Consider the following 18,562-nt stretch of genomic DNA (forward strand, 5'->3'; position numbering starts at 1 on the left):
ATTTCAACATTCTGTGATCTAGCATTTCACAGCAGGTACGCCACTTCCCCCCCAAATGTTGCCGCCATGAGTTACGTTCGCCCCAATATTGCCGCCATGGCTGGCTATGTGCCTGGAGAACAGCCCCGCCCCGGTTCAGGCATTCTCAAGCTCAACTCCAACGAAAACCCCTATCCGCCGTCGCCCCAGGTGATTGAGGCACTGCGGCAGGTCGAGCCTGAGCTGCTCAGACGCTACCCCGACCCCTTTGCCCGGCAGTTTTGCCAGGCGATCGCCGAGGTGCTAGACGTACCCGCAGACTGGATTATTGTGGGCAACGGCAGCGACGATCTGCTGAATCTTTTGGTGCGCGCCTGTGCCGATGATGTGGCCCGGTCAATTGTGTACCCGACCCCGACCTACGTGCTCTACCGCACCCTGGCGGCGGTGCAACCAGCCACTGTGGTGGAGGTGCCTTACCCTGACGATTTCCAGTTTCCCCTTAAGGAACTGGTGGCTGCCCAGGGAGCGATTACGGTCATTGCTTCGCCCAATAGCCCCTCGGGGCATGGGGTGGCGCTGGCTGACCTACGAGCATTAGCCCAGCAAGCCTCAGGCCTGGTGGTGGTAGATGAAGCCTACGTTGATTTTGCCGAGGGCTCGGCGCTCTCGCTGGTGCAGGAGTTTGACAATGCGATGGTGCTGCGGACCCTGTCTAAGGGCTATGGGCTGGCGGGGCTGCGGCTGGGGTTTGGCATTGCCAATCCGGCTTTGCTAGCGGATCTGTTTAAGGTGAAAGACAGCTATAACGTGGATGCCCTGGCGATCGCCCTCGGAACCGCAGCCATCCGCGATCAGGCCTACAAAAATGCCTGTGTAAGCCAGATCAAAGCCTCGCGGGCAACGTTGACCCAGTCGCTGCGGCAGCTGGGCTTTAAGGTGCTAGAGTCTCACGGCAATTTTGTCTTGGCCACACCGCCCCAGGGCAATGCGGAGCAGCTATATCTGGCCCTAAAAAAGCAGGGCATTTTGGTGCGCTACTTCAAACAGCCTCGGCTAGACGACAAGCTGCGAATTTCGGTGGGCACGGAGGAGCAAAACCACGCGCTGATCGCCGCCCTAACTCATTTAAAAAACTGCTAGAACTGGCCCACACTACAGTTCACAAATCTCTGCACGAGAGAAAAACTCCCCACCCACCCCAAACCAATGCCCCCCCAATAACCAGATAAACTCTCCTGCGGGAGAAAAAGAAGGGTTGGCTTGGAGGTCAAATCTGCTCAGCCACTTGCCATCTTTGCGCCAGCCGACGCGTTCGCAAAACTTATGCCAAATTTCATCACCAGAGTCTTTGCCATCCAGCTGGGCACCGCACTCCACATAAATTTTCTTTTGTACACTAAAGCCAAATTTACCCTGGCTATATTTCACCCACAACCCGTCAATTGTGCGTAAATCTGTGCAGGGAAAGTTCAGCAATTCTTCGCTGGTGAACCAATCACCCGATTTTTTGCCCACGGCGCAAATCATCACCTCATAGGTTTCTTTGTCAGCGTCGCGCCAATTGCCGGCTTTCAGCAGGGCGCGCAGGCGAGTGTAGTCAATCCCCTTTTCTGAATTCAGGTCATCTCGGTCTGACGTTTCTGAAGTTAATAGAGCGTTTTGAACCGTAGAGGTATCGGATGACTGATGGGAATCGGTTATCTGATCACCGGGGCCAAAAAGATTGACATACTTCAACGCGTTGGTAGCATAGTCAACATATTCTGGGTCAGAGGTAAGACTCAGCACTGCTTTGTAGGACTGACGAGCCAGATCGTACTGTTGCAAACCATAGCAATAGATATGACCTCGTAGTAATAAAACACTAGGATCCTCAGGATATCGTTCGGCTAAATGATCAATAACAGCAGCGGCATCCTTATAGTTACCCTGCACATAGTTTCTCTCTGCTTGCTGATAATCTCGGGAGTAATCGTAATCAGCGTGCTGGAAAAACTGGAAGTTATTGACCTGGGGCTGGTCGCTAGGATGTTCGGGTTGTTTTTGCTGATTTACAGCGGCATATAATCTTTGACGTTCGACTTCGGCCTGTTCTTCTTGTTGGCGTCGAGCTTCTGCCTGGCGTTCTACTGCGACATATCCTTCTAAATCATAGCCATTCAAGGCCGCCCGCTCAATTGTGGCTACATCCTCTGGTTTGAGTCGTAGGTGTTCTCGATAGTCTCTCAGGTCGTTGATTAGGGGCTGATTTAAGGGTGCCCCCTCTTCTAAGCACTGGCGTAGAGTCTCCTGATACTCTTGCTGCTTAAACTGATATTCCCGATGGGGCTTCAGCACCTCAGCTTCGATCTCCTCTGCCTCCGCCTCCGCAACTCCTAGTTCAGCACGAAGCGCCACTAGTAGCCGCTTGGCCGGGATTGTAAACTCCGCTGTGGTAGCTCGGCGTTCAGCCTCTTTGCGATATTTCAGCTTGGGGTCATCCTGGGGCGACCGCGCTACCCGAATCCGAAAGCCCTCATCCTTGAGGGTAATTAGGGTTGGACTCATGGTCGGGGAGGTTTCCTTCACCTTGCGCCCGGCATAGCGGTGCAGTTCATCAATGGTGATCACCCCATCGCCATCTTCATCTGCTGCACCTGTGGCAATGCCTTCCACCAGGTAGCGGGTGTAGATGGATAGATCCGCGCCCTTTTCTTCAAAGGAATAATCCACAGCGCTGGTGGAAGTCAGCACTACCCGCCCCTCGGCTCCCAATTGTTCTTTCAAAGGAATTCCGCCACTATCCCGCGCCACCAACTCGCCGAAGGCTCCGCCAAAGCAGCAGTCGAGGATCAGCACCTGGTATTTGGCTTTGCAGGCTCGAATCCGGTCGTGGATGAACCGGGCAGAAGTGGCAGTAGACGTGAGTAGGCGATCTCGGTGCTTTTTAGTATTAGCAGCAGCAAAGTATAAATCCCGACGATCGTCCTTGACTCCGTGCCCCGAAAAGAACAGCAGCACCAAATCCTCTGGGTGCCGATCCTGAAACCACAGCTCAATGGCCTCTGCCATCTCTGGTTGTGTGGGATTAATCAGGGGTTTTGCTTCGTCAAAGCCGCCCATTTGGGGGTTCAGCAACACCTCCCGCAGTGCTGCCACATCTTTAGAGGCGGCGGGTAGCGGTTGTAGCCCGTCCCCATAGGTATCAACGCCGATTAAAAGTGCATACTTTCCCATAGGGCTGGATTTAGACTGCTATGGCTGGGTTTCAGGCGTAGGCTGCTGTTCCCGTATCTTAACCCGCAAATTTGCCAGTCGCTCGGTGGCGTCCAGCGCCTGATCCAACTCTTGTTTGTTGCGATACTCAATGGTAGAGATCATGCCGTCCACTTCAAACGACAGGGTCAGGGTTTTGCCATAGCGCAGGTTTCCCAAGTAGTCCATCACCTTGCCCATGTTCTCGCGGTTGATCTCAGCGGTCAGCAACCCGATGAAAAACGCCGCCGCCCCAGACTTAGCCGCCTCTGGGATGTCCTCCTCCCTAGCCAACCGGGCGGATTGCGCCAGATCGCCAGACTCCATTTCATCGGCGATGGTGAGCAAAAAGCTCTCTAGCTCAGCGCGATCTAGATCTAGACCCGCGTCGCTGAAGTCAATTAAAACAGAACAGGGTTCGGCCATAGTCATGGATGATCATTCGTTTGACGCTCAGCCCATCATAGTTATTCGATCAAAAGAATTCCACGCTGGCAGGTGACTGTGTGCGTAAACTGAGTGGGGTAATCGTATCTAAACGGCTGTCTACCAGCATTTAAGGTGCATGACGGTGTAGCTTTTTATCATGACTGAGTCAGGGACTGTCTATATTGTGGGGGCTGGGCCGGGGCGGCTCGACTACCTAACCGTGCGGGGGCGCGACCTGTTGCAGCGGGCAGAGTGCTTGGTGTACGACGCGTTGGTGGATGAGGGGTTGTTGGAGCTGCTGCGGTCGGAGTGCGATCGCATTGACGTAGGCAAACGCGGTGGCCAGCCCAGCACCGCCCAGAGCGAGATCAACCAGCTGCTGGTCAAGCTTTCTCTAGAGGGTCGCTCGGTGGTGCGCCTCAAAAGCGGTGACCCGTTTATCTTTGGCCGCACCGCCGCCGAGGTGCAGGCCCTCAACGAAGCAGGCTGCCCAGTGGAAGTGGTGCCCGGCATTTCTTCGGCCCTGGCTGCCCCCCTGCTAGCGGGCATTCCCCTCACCGACCCGGTGTGGAGCCACGGCTTTGGGGTGGTCACCGCCCACGACCCCGACCGGCTCGACTGGGATACCCTGGCCCGCCTGCAAACCCTGGTGGTGCTGATGGGCAGCCGCCATTTAGAAGACATTGTGCAGCGCCTGCGCGCCAACGGTTGCCGGGGCGATATGCCCGTGGCGATTATTCGCTGGGGGGGGCATGCCCAGCAGCAGGTGTGGGAGGGTACGCTGCTGACCATTTGCCAGGTGACGCGGGGAGAGGCGCTGTCGCCCTGCGTGATTGTGTTTGGCGAGGTGGTGCGGCTGCGGCGGTATTTGGGGGGCAAGAACGAAGAACAAAGAGCGAAGAAGGAGAATGTGGGCTTAGATTCGGGGATTCAAACGGCGAATTTATTGACCACAGATCAGACGGTGCATCGCTTCGCGGATGCACCCTACGCGCCCATCCACCCATCTACCCATCCACCCATCCACCCATCCACCCATCCACCCATTCACCCCCTCTCCAACAAGACCATCCTGATCACCCGCGCCACAGAACAATCGAGCGCTTTCGCTGACCTGCTCACGGCCCAGGGGGCGACGGTGGTAGATTTGCCCGCGCTAGAACTACGTCCGCCGTCGAGCTGGGCGGGGCTGGATGGGGCGATCGCAGCGCTCCCCACCTTCTCCTGGCTGATTTTGTCTTCTGCCAATGCCGTGAATTTTTTCTGCGATCGCCTGCTGGAACAGGGGCAAGATCTGCGATCGCTGGCGGGGCTCAAAATTGCTGTCGTGGGTCGCAAGACGGCGGCGGTGCTGCGCCAGCGGGGGCTGGTGCCCGACTTTGTGCCCCCTGACTTTGTGGCCGATTCTATGGTTGAGCATTTCCCCGAAACTGTGGCGGGGCAGCGGCTGCTGTTTCCTCGGGTTGAGAGCGGTGGGCGTGAGGTGCTGGTGCAAGAGTTTACCGCCGCCGGGGCTGAGGTGGTAGAGGTGGCGGCCTACGAGTCGGGCTGCCCAGCTGCGCCTGCGCCGGAGGCCCTGAGGGCGCTAGAACAGCACCAGGTCGATGTGATCACCTTCGCCAGTTCTAAAACCGTGGTGCATACGGCCCAGTTACTAGAACAGGGGCTTGGCGACGATTGGCGTGAGCGGCTCAAAGGAGTGGCGATCGCCTCTATTGGCCCTAAGACCTCGGATAGCTGCCGGGAGATGGTAGGCCGAGTCGACATTGAACCAGCGGAATACACCCTAGATGGGCTAACGGAGGCGATCGCGTCATGGGCCAGCGGATCATTGGGCTAACGGGGGGGATTGCCACGGGCAAGTCAACCGTGGCGAATTATCTGGCACAGGCGCACCAGATCCCGGTGCTCGATGCCGATATCTATGCCCGCCAGGCGGTAGAGCCGGGTTCTCCGGCCCTGGCGGCGATCGCGGCCCGCTATGGCAGCGCGATGGTGCAAGGCGACGGCACCCTTGACCGCCAAGAACTGGGGGAACTTGTCTTTAACCAGCCCGCCGAAAGGCGCTGGCTAGAGCAGCAGATTCACCCCGTGGTGCGCGAGTCTTTTCGGCAGGCTATGGCTGAGCTGGCCGAGGCGGCGATCGTCGTGCAGGTGATTCCCTTGCTGTTTGAGGCCAACCTGACCGACCAGGTGAGCGAAATTTGGGTGATTACCTGCCCCCTAGAGCACCAGCGTCAGCGGCTGATGGCGCGCAATGGCCTGAGCCTAGAGCAGGCCAACGCCCGCATTCAGAGCCAGATGCCTCTGGCCGAAAAGGTGCAGCGGGCCGACGTGGCGATCGAGAATTCTGCCGATGTTGCTACCCTATTTCGCCAGGTCGATCAGGCGTTGCAGCAGCCCCTCTAGAGCCAGCGAATCTAGAGCACAGTCGGGTTTGGTGTAGGCGGTGTAGGGGCTGCCCTGGGTTGGCCCCTGGTGGTGAAGCCACAGGGCGCAGAGGGTGGTGCGGGCAGGGGCATCGGGCCACAACCCTCGGTGATTGGACAGATCGAGCACGGTGGTCAGATTGGTGTGTCGTTGCAGCCAGTGGCGCAGGGGGGCGCTGTTGGCTTGGGCCCAGAAGGGGTCGAGCACCACTGCACAGCGACCGCCGGGCCGCAACAACTGAAGGCTGCGCTCAAGCATGAGGCGCGACCAGTAGAGGCGGCTCTGGCTTACCCCCTCCGCCCCCTGGCTGCTATGAGGGTAAGACTCACAGCGGCGGGCGTACTGACTGAGCCAGGCAAACTGACCCCGATACTCGGCCCAGGCCTGGGCGAGATCGGGGTCGATGGTGAGCACCGATTGGCGGTTGTGCAAAAAGGTGGAAGGGGCAACGTTTTTTTGCTCAAACAGGGCGGCGTATTGCTCGACAAACCCGGCCTGGGTCGCCTCTACCACCCCGCGTGGCAGGTGGCTGAGCACAATATCAAAACCGCCGCGATCGCACAGCAGCTGGTGAAAGTAAAACCCCCAGTGGAAGGGGTGGGCGGCATCGACATCGGCGGGGCTAAGGGGTCGGGTGGGGCGATCGCCGGTTGGGTCGGGCACTCGCAGGCCGAGCTGCTGGCTACCCTCACTCCACAGCAGGTGGGTGAGCTTGCTCTGGGCAACGGCATTGAGCTCGTCGAGGCGATCGCGCAAAAAGTCGGCTTGGGCATAGGTGGGCACGCTGCCCACCTCGGCTAGCAGCTGGGTTTGGCTGCGGTAGTGCTCTAGCCGCACCAGCCGCTCGGCCAGCACCGATTGATAGCTGTCGGCCAGCAACGGCTGAAGCAGATTGCCCTGGAGCGAGGCCTCTGGCTCGGCGGCTTTGGCCTTAGCGCCCCGCTTGGGCGGCACCTGGTCAAAGCGTTCGTCATCGACCCGTACCAGGCCCACCAGGGCATTGCCCTGAACCACCGTCAGGGTGAGGTCGGGCAGGGTAGCCAGATCGACCGACCGACTAATGTGCTGCACCCCCGCCAGCCACAGCCACAGCCGAGCTAGCTCCACCGCCGGGGGCCAGAGGTCAAGGCCGTAGAGGGCATGGGTGGCAAAGTGTTGATAAAGACCCAGCGTAGACCCATTGGGGGCTGGCCTGGCCCAGGCCGGAATAGGGCTGCTAGCGTCGCGGGTGGCGATCGCCCGCAACCGCAAGGCTAACTCCATCAGCTGATGCAGCGCCGCCACCAAAAAGCGCCCCGATCCACAGGCGGGATCGAGCAGGGTGAGTTGCCCCAGCTCGGTTAACAGCGCTCCGGCCTCGGCGGGGGAGAGGGCTTGCAGCAGCCGATCGGTAGACCGAGGACGATGCCCCGTGAGCGTCTCGGCCCGGTCGAGCAAGGTGGCGTGGAGGGTGCGATCGCAGAGTGCCTCCAGCAGGGGGGCTGGCGTGGCCACCGCGACCCCATCGTGGGCATTGACCATCTGCTCCAGCAGCACCCCCAGGCCCGCATCTAGCCCCCCTGGCGATGCCGCCAGGTCAGCCAGCCAGTTAAGCGCCGGTTCGAAGGCGGCATCGGGTAACGGCACATGGCCCCAACGCTGGTCTAGGGCCGTGAACCGAAACGGCCCTGTAGGTACAAAGGGCAGCGGCCCAAATCGCTGGTTTAGCGCCGGAGGGCGCTCTTCGTAGGGCAGGGTAAAGCCTTGCTGACACAGAGGTTGCAGCACCTGGGCAAAAAAACCGTCTAGCTCGCGCTGCTGGCTTTGACCAAACTGGTTGTGCAGATACCACTCATCGCCTCCCAGGTAGCCCCGCTGTTGTAGCGCTACCACGGCAATCAGACGGGTAAGCAGCACCATCGCATAGTGCTGCCGCTGGCCACCGGGCAACGGCTCCAGCGCATCAATCAGCTTTTGCCAGCTCTGGTGCAAGCCTGCCACTAAGGCTGGGGTAGGAGTCTGTGCCGTCAGGCCCATAGCACCTAGGCCGGGGGTGACTGCTTGGCCGCTGTGGCGTAGTCGCGAAAGCGGTTGAGGTCATCTTGCAGGGTGGCTTCGACTAAGCGGCCCAGAAACAGCCCATCCATCCATTTGATGACGGCAGGTACCGAATAGGACACAGTGAGCTTAACGGTAGACTGGCCGTCTTTGCCGTAAAAGCGAATTGCGCCTCGGTTGGGCAGACCATCGATCGCTTCCCATTGAATAATTTGGTGGGTGACCAGATTGGTGATCTTAGAGCGCCAGGTAAACTCTAGCCCCCGCGAGGCCAGCTTCCATTCTGAAATTTCAGGGTCAGCGTCAGAAATTTTCACCGAGTCGATCCACTTCATCCAGCGGGGCATTTGCTCCAGGTCAGACCAGAGATCCCAGGAGGTTTCCACCGGCACATCGACATCGACTAAAACACTGTGATCGAGCCATTCACCCATACTTTACCCCTGCCGTTAATAACGCTGTGCCGATGGCCAATTCGCAACCCAGACCGCCTCAATTGGGCATAGGTTCAAGCCGCGCCACCGCCCCTATTCAGCACCCACTCTATACTACTTGCATTTCCCAGGCCACAGATGGCGCGGCCCGAGGCCGAAAAATCCACCCATCCCCGTCACCCGGTCACCCCCTCTTCCGCGCCACCAGCGTCCGATGCCGAGGGTCACTCGGTACTATTACCAGTGACTCAAATCCGGCAGCCTGCAGCGCCGCCTCCAGATCAAAGGTGTAGTAGTCGTCGCTCCAGGGTTCGGTACTTTTCATCAGCGTAAACAGCACTGGCGGCAGCGCTTGAATCACGGGCGACTGGGGGTTGTTATCGACGATCGCCAGGGCACCGCCGGGCCTTAGCACACGTAGGGCTTCGGCAAAAATCGCTTGGGTAGCGGCACGGGGTAGTTCGTGGGTGACAAACTGCATGGTCACCACATCAAAGGAGGCATCGGCAAAGCCGGTAGACTCTGCTGCCCCATGCACCCACTGGGCGATCTCACCGTTGGGGTCTTGGGCCTGGGCCACGGCCAGCATGTAGGGTGACAGGTCTAGGCCCACGGTGCGCACCGGCTGCTCTGGATCAGTAGTTTGGGCGTAGTGGCGGTGGACGCTGAGGGTGGAAATGCCCACCGAACAGCCGATATCGAGAATGTCAGTCACCTGGGCGGGGCCGTGCTGGTCGAGCACCGCCAGAAAGCTCTGTCGTAGGCGGTCTTGGGCGGCCTGCCAGGACATGTCTTCCTGGGGCCAAATGCGCAGGGCCATGGCGTAGGTAGCGGGGGCCGCCTCAAAGGCGGCCTGCCAACACAAATTGCCCTCGCTGTAGGCGTGAAAAGGCACCTGGTAATAGTCGGGATAGACCACCGCTGGGTTAGTCAGCGCCTCTAGCCGCTGACGCATCTCGGGCGTATCTAAATCGATGCAGGTCTGCCGCCAGGGAACACCGTTTTTTTCGGCGGTTTTGATCATCACCTGGCGGGCCTGGCGCTTCATCAGTGCATAGAGGGCCGGGGTTTGAATGGCACGGTTGACGAGTTTGGAGAGCAGATCGTCGCCCGCCCAGTCAGGCTTGAGTTTGGTCGTGGTCATAGTTGCGGAGGTGCGGTGTCGTTGCCTACTGTAACGGATTGGTGGTGTGCCGTGGTAGAGGCCCGCCCCGCTGCTGCCCCAGGGATGACTACCGTTGCCCCAGGGGCGAGCGATCATAGTGGTGGAGCAAGTCGGCAGGGTGGTCGTAGATGGCGATCGCCCCAGTTAATTCCTCATCGCTGAAGCCGCCGCAGCGCACCGCGATCACCTCTACTCCGGCTTGGGTGGCGGCTTCGATATCGTAGGGGGTGTCGGCGATCATCACCATGCGATCGGGGGCCATTTGCGCCTTTTTTACGGCAGCTTCGACAATGTCGGGGGCAGGTTTAGAATTGTCGGCATCGCTGGAGGTAGTAGCTTCGTGCAGCAGATCGTCCACCTCAGCGATTTTGAGCATGACCTCTAATTCTTCAGGGCTGGCGGAGGTCGCAATCACGACATGCAGGCCCGCTTCCAGCATTTTCTGCACCAATGCCCGCGCGCCTTTGGCCGATTTGATCTGATGCACATACTCATTCAGCACCAAGTCTTTGCGATCGCTGGCAATCGTCTTACCGGGTTCTTCTGCCTCACTGAGTTCGGGAATCAGCTTTGGCATCAGTTGGTCGCCACCCATCCCCATCATCGGTCGCACCTGGTCAAAATCTACCTCATAGCCGTGGTTGGCAAAAGACTCAACCCAGGACTCGGCGTGGGCATCGTTGCTCAAAACCAGGGTGCCGTCAATGTCTAAAATAATGCCGTCGAGAGCCATGATGGTGCCTGCCACGCTGAAGGTCTCCCCATCTTGGCAGCAACGCTGCAAGTCGGCATCTGCCGATAGGCGCGTGTGCGGTGTCAAGCCCCAGCTTCTTTGGGCTATCTGAGCCTGCAAGCCGCTAGCGCAGAGCCGATTCGAGCTGGTGCTGCTCCCACAAATTGCGGTAGAGGCCAGGCTGCTGCACCAGGTCATCGTGGCGGCCCTGCTGCACAATGCGGCCTTTATCCATTACAAAGATGCGATCGGCGGTGGCGGCAGCCGACATTTGGTGGGAGATAAACAGCACGGTTTTTTGCTGGGTGCCCTCCGAGAGGGCATTGAGAATGGCGGTGGCGGTGCGGTTGTCGACGCTGGAGAGGGCGTCGTCGAGCACGAGAATGGGAGCGTCAATCACCAGGGCGCGGGCCAGGGCGGTGCGCTGCCGCTGCCCACCCGAGAGGGTAATGCCCCGCTCACCCACAATGGTGTCGTAGTGCTGGGGAAAGTTAGCAATTTCCTCATCCATTTGGGCCTGTTTGGCGGCGTGCTGCACCTCCATAAACTCCATCGTCGGCTCGCCGTAGCGGATGTTGTTGTTGATGCTGGTGCTGAAGAGAAAGCTGTCTTGGGGCACGTAGGCGATCGCCCGTCTGAGATCGGCCAGGGGTAGCTCGGTGATGTCGTAGCCATCGAGAAACAGCTGGCCGGGGCCAACATCGAGCAGGCGGGGCAGGGCGTTGGCCAGCGTCGATTTGCCCGAACCAATCGGGCCGACGATCGCAATCTGTTCGCCCGGCATAATCTTAAAGCTCACCTGATCTAGCGCTGGCACCTTGCTGTCGGGGTAAGCGTAGTTGAGTTGGCGGGCCTCTAGGTTACCCCTCACCTCCTCCAGCGGCAGAGAAACAGCGGTGGTAGCGGTCTTGACCATGGGTTGGGCATCGAGAATTTCTTCGACCCGATTGATGCTCACCTCCCCCCGCTGGTAGGCGGTGATCGTAAAGCCCAGCAGCGCCGTGGGAAACACCAGCCGCTCAACGTAGAGCAGCAGCGCGACAAAATCGCCCACCGTCAGCAGGCCCTCGGCGATCGCCCCGGCCCCAGCGGCCAAAATCACCAGCAGGCTAATGCTGGCCAACCCCCCCAGCAGCGGAAACAGCGTGTTGCGGGTGCGGGCCAGGCTGAGGTTGGCCTCGAGCAGATTGGTATTGAGGCGGTTAAAGGCGCGGCGCTCGTTGGCCTCCTGGGCGTAGATTTTGATCAGCGCAATGCCGCTCATGTCTTCTTGAATCAGGTCGCTGAGGTCAGAAATGCGCTCTTGCACATTGAGCTGCTGGTTGCGCAGCCGGTGGCTAAAGCTCTGCACCAGTACCAGCATCAGCGGGTAGACAATCAGCGAAATCAGCGTCAGCCGCACATTGATCGAGAGCATGACCGGCACCGTCAGCGCGTAGGCAAACAGGGTATTGGCCAAGCTGAGAATGGCAAACCCCAGCAGCCGACGAATGTTGTCGACATCGCTGGTGGCGCGGCTGATCAATTCTCCGGCAGTGTTGCGGCCAAAGTAGGCGGGCTCCATGCGCAGCAGGTGCTGAAAAATGCGCTGCTTGAGGTCAAACTCGACCTGGCGACCTACCCCAAACAGCGTGATCCGCGACACCATGCGAATCACCCACATGACTGAGGCCAAGACCAGCACGATCAGCGCGTAGTACATCACCCGGTTGAAGCTAAAGGTGACCTGCAACTCGTCAATGCCGTTGCGAATCAGCAGCGGTATGCCCACACCGAGCAGGTTGACAATCAAAAGGGCAACAACCCCCAGGGCAACGTTTCGCCGGTGGGGGTTGAGGTAGGTGCCGAGTTTTTTTAGCTGCGATCGCGCCATAACATTTGTCTTGATTGCCCCCTTATCCTAGACGAATTTGGGGGGCGTACAGGGTGGCCCGTGGCCCACCCCAACCAGACTAGCGCTAGAGCGTTTCAACGACCTGATCCCACTGCATGGTGAAGGGAGGCAGCCAGCCTCGCAGATAGTAATAGATCGAGCTGAGCAGTTCGCTCCAGTAGCGGCTGGTCAGCACCAGGGCGTTGACGTTAGGCACCAGGTCGGCCAGACGGGCCAGGGTATCGCGGCTTTCGAGGGCCGGAGTGCTATACAACTCGGTAGGGGCTGCGACCACCTGAATGCCTTCATTTTCAAAGGCTAGGGCAGCGCGGCGCATGGTCAAGGCGGGGGCCATCAGCACGACGCGGTTGGCATCGCGGTTGGCTCGGCTGCGGTCAAAGGGGCCGCTACGAGCAGGCGGGGTGTACAGTTGCTGCTCGGTCAAAAAGTTGCGTTGATCTACCGTCGTCGCTCGAATATCAGTGCCGGTGGCCTCCACCCGAATGCTTTCGGAGGGCACCCCTCGGCTGACCAACTGCTGGCGAATGGCCTGCCGGAGGGGTTCTCGCTCTTCGGCTGTGCCAAACCTTGGCCCGGCGGTGACCGTCACGTAGGGCCGCGCCAAACTGATGCGGCTATAGACATTGGCGGCGCTGTTGAGTCGGGCCACTAGCACCGGGTCGAGGGGGTTATCGGTATCAATGCGGCTGTTGATGGCGTTGGTCAGGCGGTAGGCATCGGCGTTTTCGCCCACCACCACAATCGACACCGCTCGATCGACGGGCACTTCGTCAATGGCCGGGCAAATGTCGCTGCACAGACGCCGCTGGCTGAGGTAGGCCAGCTGCACCGCATTCTCAGACTGGTTGACTAAGGCCCGCGCCACCAGGGGCATGCTGCTAAAGATCAAAATCAGCAGCGCCACCAGCACCATTCGCCCATTCGCCTTGGGAACGCCGTTGCCCAGGGCCAGGGCCAGCAGGGTGATCACCCCGCCCAGGGGGGTGAGTGGAAAGGCTAAAAACTGCCAAAATACCCCAATCGTATTGTCTTCAGGGAATAAAAACGCGGCAGCAATCAGCGCCAAAATGATGGCCCCGCCAAACCAGGTCAGAAAGACGGCTGGAATAAACTTTCTCAGGATCCACCACAGAAAGTAGCCAATGCCGAGCCACAGCAACAGACGGGTAAGCAGATTGAGAATATCCATGGGCAGTCTGCAACGGAAAATGAGGCACTGATGAAATAGACAGGGAGCGCGGACTCAGCCCCATGGACGTTGCCAATGGGGGCTCCGACCCGACGCCGTAGGAACTCCCTGCAAAGCATACTTCAGTAACGAAAACTCGGTTTAGTTGTCGGCCCAATTGGCAAAAAAAATCGCTGACCCGAGAGGTCAGCGATCGCATCTAAGACACTAAGCAAGGAAACGCTGTGGCTGTAGCCGCTACTCATGCTGCTAGGTAGCCCAAGGGGCGATCGCTCCAGCCCCGAGAGGCCCAGAGCTGACAGCAGCCAAAAATCTTGGCAGTTAGCTATGACTCTAGTTATGACTCAAAGCCTTACAGTCGTTGCGCTTTAGCTGCCAGCAGCCTATCCCAAGCAGACTTGATTTGCAATCAGCCATCAGCTTTTAGTCTATCAGCTTCTGTTCGCATTAAGAATAGCTTATGAATCACTCGGTTCGGGCCTGGTAGGGTGGCTGAAGCGAGACCTTAGCTCCTGGTAGCGAGGTTGGCTAAACCAGTATATTTAAGCCAAAGGCTCTAAGCACAAGATATCTCTCCAGAAAACGCTTCAACTCGAAAAAATCAGTTTTTAGCCCAATTCAAGGCCCGTTGATAGGGATAAATCGTGTCTTTGACTGCTGCTCTTCAGATTTAGTTCATCAGAGCTGCCCACGCTCTCAGCGATCTTATTGACAATACTCATCAACTAGATCAAGACTAATGAGACCGTCACCGCTGCCCTGCGGATCGCGAGTCCAATCATCCCCTGCGGGTTATTGGGTGGGTGGACAAATGGGGTGAAGACGAATGGCCTTCACCCGTCCTGCTTGCCCCTTGCCAAGTGGAGGCGATGCGGAGTTGGCTAGACCCCAGGGGCGGGGGCGCTAATTGATTTTGAGGAGTGTTTCGCGATGAATAGTTTACGGTTAAGCTGCCAGAGTCTGGTCCCAGCAGTCATTTTTGCAGCACTGTCTACCGCTGGCTCGGCCCTAGCCGCCGAGTCTGGCCCGACCCCCGTTAGCACAACGCCCGAGGCGGTGCAGCTAGCGCAAATCACCAGTGTGTCGGAGCTAACCGACGTGCTGCCCTCAGATTGGGCTTTTCAGGCGCTACAGAGCCTGGTCGAGAACTACGGCTGCATTCAGGGCTACCCCGATCGCACCTTTCGCGGCCAGCGCAGCATGACTCGCTTTGAGTTTGCCGCCGGCCTCAATGCCTGTCTAGATGTCGTCGCCACCCTGATCGCCCAGTCAGGCCTCAACCCCGAGGATCTAGCTACTATTCGTCGCCTGCAAGACGAGTTTCAGGCTGAGCTAGCCACCCTGCGGGGCCGCGTCGATGCCCTAGAAGCCGACACCGCCACCCTGCGCGCCCAGCAGTTTTCGACCACAACCAAACTGCGGGGTCAGGCCGATTTTCACCTGGGGGTGCCCTTTGATCCGTTGGTGATTGTCAACGCGGCCAATGCGCCCGTGGTGCAAGAGACCAGTGCCAGCGTTGCGGCCCGCGCCCGGCTCAACTTTGACACCAGCTTTACCGGTCGCGATCGCCTGCGGATTCGTCTGCAATCGGGTGACGGTAACGCCCTAGTGCCCTTTGGTGGCCTCGATTCTGCTGGCGGCAGTGGCTATAACGTTGCCATCGACGATTTCTACTACCGCTTCCCAGTGGGCAACCGTATCAATCTCACCGTGTCTCCCCGCGGCCTATCGGGTAACGATTGGGTGACCAGCACCATCGTGCCTTACCACGGATCTGGAGTTGCCGACGCCGCCAAACCTCAGTTCTATAACTCTGGCGGTAGCAGCAGCAACGGCGCTGGGGTAGGAGTCAACATCAACCTCACCGACAGCCTGGTGTTTGACGCGGGCTACACCGCTGGCAACCCTGGGGCCACCCAGCCCAATGTGGGGGTCTTTGCCGCCGCTAACCAGAGCTACATCGCTCAGCTCAGCTACCTGGGCCAAGGCTTTCTAAATGCTGGGGTCACCTACCTACACAACGATCGCTCTTCTATCTTTGCCCTCGACAACACCGGGGCAGCGGCGGCGGCTGGGGCCACAGATACCTTTGCCGGACTGGTCAACCTCAACTTTGGCCGCTTCTTTGTGGCTGGTCACGGAGCTTACCAAACCTTTAACGGCGGTAACGACTTTAGCTGGAGTGCTGGGGCTGGCATCAATGACTTCCTGCGGGAAGGGGCGGAACTGGCTGTTTACGGTACCCAGCTCCCTCAGCTGGCAGGCCGCAGCGACAACCCGTTCTTGATTGAAGGCTATTACGAAATTCCCTTTAGCCGATACCTGACCATTACCCCAGCGCTTGTCTACGGCGACGCCAAATACGCCAACACTGGCGGTGCCGTTACCGACAACACCGCCCTCTATGGTTTTGTGCGGGCGACCTTCCGGTTCTAGGCGGCCTTAGCCTTTGGTTTTTTCTCTCCGCGTTTAGCCCCACCGTGCCAAGGTGGGGCTTTTTTTGTCGGGCAGAACCGCTCCCCCAGGGGCGGGTTTGGGTGGATGCTGCATTCTATGTTAAAAGGAATGGGTAGCAATAATTTCTATCTATGAAAGCCTTGGGTATGCCCCGCAAAGCCTTGCTGCCTAGGCTAGATGGCTGGACGGTGGGGGTGGGGCTGATTGCCCTGGTGATGTTATTGCCAGTGGCAATCATTCTCACGGGGTTATTTACCAACTCTAGCGAAGCCTGGGAGCATTTGGCGGCGACGGTGCTGCCCGATTATCTGCGCAACTCCCTGGTGCTGATGGTCGGCGTGGGCCTGGGGGTGTTGGGCCTGGGTGTCAGCACCGCCTGGCTGGTGAGCACCTGCCAATTTTGGGGGCGGCGCTGGTTTGAGTGGCTGCTGCTGCTGCCGTTGGCGGCCCCCACCTACATTCTGGCCTACGTCTACACCGACACCCTGGAGTACTTTGGCCCGGTGCAGACGGCGCTACGGGGCCTGTTTGGCTGGCAGCGGGCGACAGACTACTGGTTCCCCAACATTCGCTCGATCGAAGGGGCGATTTTGCTGTTTAGCCTGACGCTCTATCCCTACGTCTATTTGCTAGCGCGGGTGGCGTTTTTAGAGCAGTCTACCGCCACCCTAGAGGCCAGCCGGTCTTTGGGGCGGGGGCCGTGGCAAAGTTTTTGGTCGGTGGCGCTGCCTATGGCGCGACCGGCGATCGCCGCTGGCACCGCCCTGGCCCTGATGGAAACCCTGAATGACTTTGGCACCGTGGCCTACTTCAGCGTGCCGACCTTTACTACAGGCATCTACCGCACCTGGTTTGGCATGGGCGATCGCCCGGCGGCGGTGCAGCTCTCGGCGCTGCTGCTGCTGTTTATCTTTGCCCTGGTGCTGCTAGAGCAGCAGTCGCGGCGGCGGGCTCGCTACTACCAGGGCATGGGGCGATCGGTGTCGCAGTCGCGCTACGAATTGGCGGGGCTGCGGGCGGTAGGGGCCTGGGTGGCCTGCTTTGTGCCGGTGCTGCTGGGGCTAATTGTGCCCATCGGGCTGCTGCTGGCCATGACCCTGCGCAATGCCGACGCGACCTTGAACCGCAGCTTTTGGGTGCTGAGCCGCAACAGTCTGGTGCTGGCGGTGCTGGCGGCGGTGCTGGCGGTGGTGTTGTCGTTGGTGATGGCCTACGGTCTGCGGCTGAATCGCACCCCGTTTCTGAAGCTCGCGGTGCAGGGGGCTAACCTGGGCTATGCAGTGCCCGGCGCGGTGATCGCGGTGGGCACGCTGATACCGCTGGCCGGGTTTGACAATGCGATCGATGCCTGGATGCGGCAGACCTTTGGCGTTTCGACCGGGCTGCTGCTCAGCGGCACGATTATTGCGCTGCTGTTTGCCTACCTGGTGCGGTTTTTGGCCGTCAGCTTTGGGGCCACCGAGGCGGGGCTGAGCAAAATTAAGCCGTCACTGGATGACGCCGCCCGCAGCCTGGGCCAGAGCCCGCGCCAAACACTGATCAAAGTTCACCGCCCGCTGCTGGGCAGCAGTCTGCTCACGGCCACCATGCTGGTGTTTGTCGATGTGATGAAGGAACTGCCCGCGACGCTGATTATTCGCCCGTTTAATTTCGACACTCTGGCGGTGCGGGTTTACCAGTACGCCGCCGATGAGCGGCTGATCGAGGCCTCGGCCCCGGCCTTGGCGATCATTCTGGTGGGGCTGCTGCCGGTGCTCTGGCTGAGCAAGCAGATCGCTAACGAGGGTAAAGCTTAATCTACAGGCCAGTTCGCTAAGATATTAGACATATCCGTGGATGGAGCCAGGGTAACCATGTCTAGCCTGCTGGTTAAATCCGTTAAAACACCATTACCAATCAATCTTTCATCACTCCTGGCCATGCCACAGATGAGTGATGATCAGTTTTATGATTTTTGCCAAACGAATCCTGACTTGCGGATTGAGCGGAACGCAGATGGAGAAATTGTGGTGATGCCGCCAGCCTTTGCTGATACTGGAAACCGCAACGGTAGGGTTTTTGGACAGCTTTATGTCTGGGCAGAAGCCGATGGCACTGGGGAAGTCTTTGACTCTAGCTCAGGCTTTACGCTACCGAATGGTGCCATGCGCTCCCCTGATGCCGCCTGGATTTTGTCTGATCGCTGGAACAGGCTGGAACCTGAGCAGCAGGCATCGTTTGCACCGATCGCGCCCGACTTTGTGATAGAGCTACGGTCGAGTAGTGATACGTTGGCGAGTTTGCAAGACAAACTGGCTGAATATGTGGCCAATGGGGTGCGGTTGGGGGTGTTAATCGATCGCAAGCATCGTCAAGTTCATCTCTACCGGCCCGAGCAAGCACCCGAGATTTTAGATAATCCTGAGGTGGTCAATTGCGAACCTGAAATGCCGGGGTTTGGGCTGAGGATGGCAAAAGTTTGGTAATGGTAAGAGGCTATTTATAAGGAGGTACCCTCGTACGAGTTCGTGGTGGCTGTCGGTGCGATCGCTGTAGTGCAGGTATTGCTCAAAGCTGACGGTGGTGAGGGCGGCCTGAG

The 18,562-nt window shown here is 58.9% G+C and carries 14 protein-coding genes; 6 read left to right on the forward strand and 8 right to left on the reverse strand.

The window, feature by feature from the left end; genetic code table 11:
• Positions 1 to 66: 66 nt before the first annotated feature.
• The gene (gene hisC, locus RRF56_RS25355) at positions 67 to 1,122 is read left to right on the forward strand and encodes a histidinol-phosphate transaminase (protein ID WP_317035936.1); all 1,056 of its coding nucleotides are present in this window, start codon (positions 67 to 69) and stop codon (positions 1,120 to 1,122) included.
• A 12-nt stretch (positions 1,123 to 1,134) separates the two neighbouring features.
• Here the strand turns inward: hisC and RRF56_RS25360 are convergent, their stop codons facing one another.
• Positions 1,135 to 3,198 (reverse strand): caspase, EACC1-associated type, encoded by a 2,064-nt coding sequence (locus RRF56_RS25360; protein WP_317035937.1) that lies wholly within the window; start codon positions 3,196 to 3,198, stop codon positions 1,135 to 1,137.
• Between the two features lie 18 nt (positions 3,199 to 3,216).
• On the reverse strand, positions 3,217 to 3,642 hold the full coding sequence (locus RRF56_RS25365) for a hypothetical protein (protein WP_317035938.1): 426 nt from the start codon (positions 3,640 to 3,642) through the stop codon (positions 3,217 to 3,219).
• A 160-nt stretch (positions 3,643 to 3,802) separates the two neighbouring features.
• On the opposite strand from RRF56_RS25365, the gene cobA reads away from it, so the two are divergent.
• Both cobA and coaE read left to right on the forward strand, forming a co-directional pair.
• A complete protein-coding gene (gene cobA, locus RRF56_RS25370) occupies positions 3,803 to 5,485 on the forward strand; it encodes a uroporphyrinogen-III C-methyltransferase (RefSeq protein WP_317035939.1) in 1,683 nt (560 codons plus the stop codon).
• Positions 5,461 to 6,054, forward strand: coding sequence for a dephospho-CoA kinase (coaE, locus tag RRF56_RS25375; protein WP_317035940.1), 594 nt, complete (start codon positions 5,461 to 5,463; stop codon positions 6,052 to 6,054). Before cobA ends, coaE begins: the two co-directional genes overlap by 25 nt.
• Here coaE and RRF56_RS25380 read toward each other — a convergent pair.
• From RRF56_RS25380 to RRF56_RS25405, 6 genes are all read right to left on the reverse strand, one after another.
• On the reverse strand, positions 6,013 to 8,091 hold the full coding sequence (locus tag RRF56_RS25380; RefSeq protein ID WP_317035941.1) for a DNA methyltransferase: 2,079 nt from the start codon (positions 8,089 to 8,091) through the stop codon (positions 6,013 to 6,015). The two genes, coaE and RRF56_RS25380, sit on opposite strands and share 42 nt — an antisense overlap.
• 5 nt (positions 8,092 to 8,096) lie before the next feature.
• A complete protein-coding gene (locus tag RRF56_RS25385; RefSeq protein WP_317035942.1) occupies positions 8,097 to 8,546 on the reverse strand; it encodes an SRPBCC family protein in 450 nt (149 codons plus the stop codon).
• Positions 8,547 to 8,730: 184 nt separating this feature from the next.
• Entirely contained in the window at positions 8,731 to 9,690 is a 960-nt protein-coding gene (locus RRF56_RS25390; protein ID WP_317035943.1) for a class I SAM-dependent methyltransferase, read from the reverse strand.
• A gap of 88 nt (positions 9,691 to 9,778) precedes the next feature.
• Entirely contained in the window at positions 9,779 to 10,444 is a 666-nt protein-coding gene (locus tag RRF56_RS25395) for an HAD family hydrolase (protein WP_410510697.1), read from the reverse strand.
• A gap of 124 nt (positions 10,445 to 10,568) precedes the next feature.
• Positions 10,569 to 12,317, reverse strand: a complete 1,749-nt coding sequence (locus RRF56_RS25400; protein ID WP_317035945.1) for an ABC transporter ATP-binding protein — start codon at positions 12,315 to 12,317, stop codon at positions 10,569 to 10,571.
• 85 nt (positions 12,318 to 12,402) lie between these two features.
• Positions 12,403 to 13,527 (reverse strand): YdcF family protein, encoded by a 1,125-nt coding sequence (locus tag RRF56_RS25405; RefSeq protein WP_317035946.1) that lies wholly within the window; start codon positions 13,525 to 13,527, stop codon positions 12,403 to 12,405.
• A 930-nt stretch (positions 13,528 to 14,457) separates the two neighbouring features.
• Here RRF56_RS25405 and RRF56_RS25410 point away from each other — a divergent pair.
• The 3 genes from RRF56_RS25410 to RRF56_RS25420 all read left to right on the forward strand — a co-directional run bounded on the left by RRF56_RS25410 (position 14,458) and on the right by RRF56_RS25420 (position 18,449).
• Positions 14,458 to 15,963: an iron uptake porin gene (locus RRF56_RS25410; protein ID WP_317035947.1), complete on the forward strand. Its 1,506-nt coding sequence runs from the start codon at positions 14,458 to 14,460 to the stop codon at positions 15,961 to 15,963.
• A gap of 167 nt (positions 15,964 to 16,130) precedes the next feature.
• A complete protein-coding gene (locus RRF56_RS25415; protein ID WP_317035948.1) occupies positions 16,131 to 17,780 on the forward strand; it encodes an iron ABC transporter permease in 1,650 nt (549 codons plus the stop codon).
• Positions 17,781 to 17,837: 57 nt separating this feature from the next.
• Positions 17,838 to 18,449: a Uma2 family endonuclease gene (locus RRF56_RS25420; RefSeq protein ID WP_410510519.1), complete on the forward strand. Its 612-nt coding sequence runs from the start codon at positions 17,838 to 17,840 to the stop codon at positions 18,447 to 18,449.
• Positions 18,450 to 18,562 lie beyond the last annotated feature (113 nt).

The organism is Nodosilinea sp. E11, from assembly GCF_032813545.1.
In the GTDB taxonomy this organism is placed as follows: Bacteria; Cyanobacteriota; Cyanobacteriia; order Phormidesmidales; family Phormidesmidaceae; genus Nodosilinea.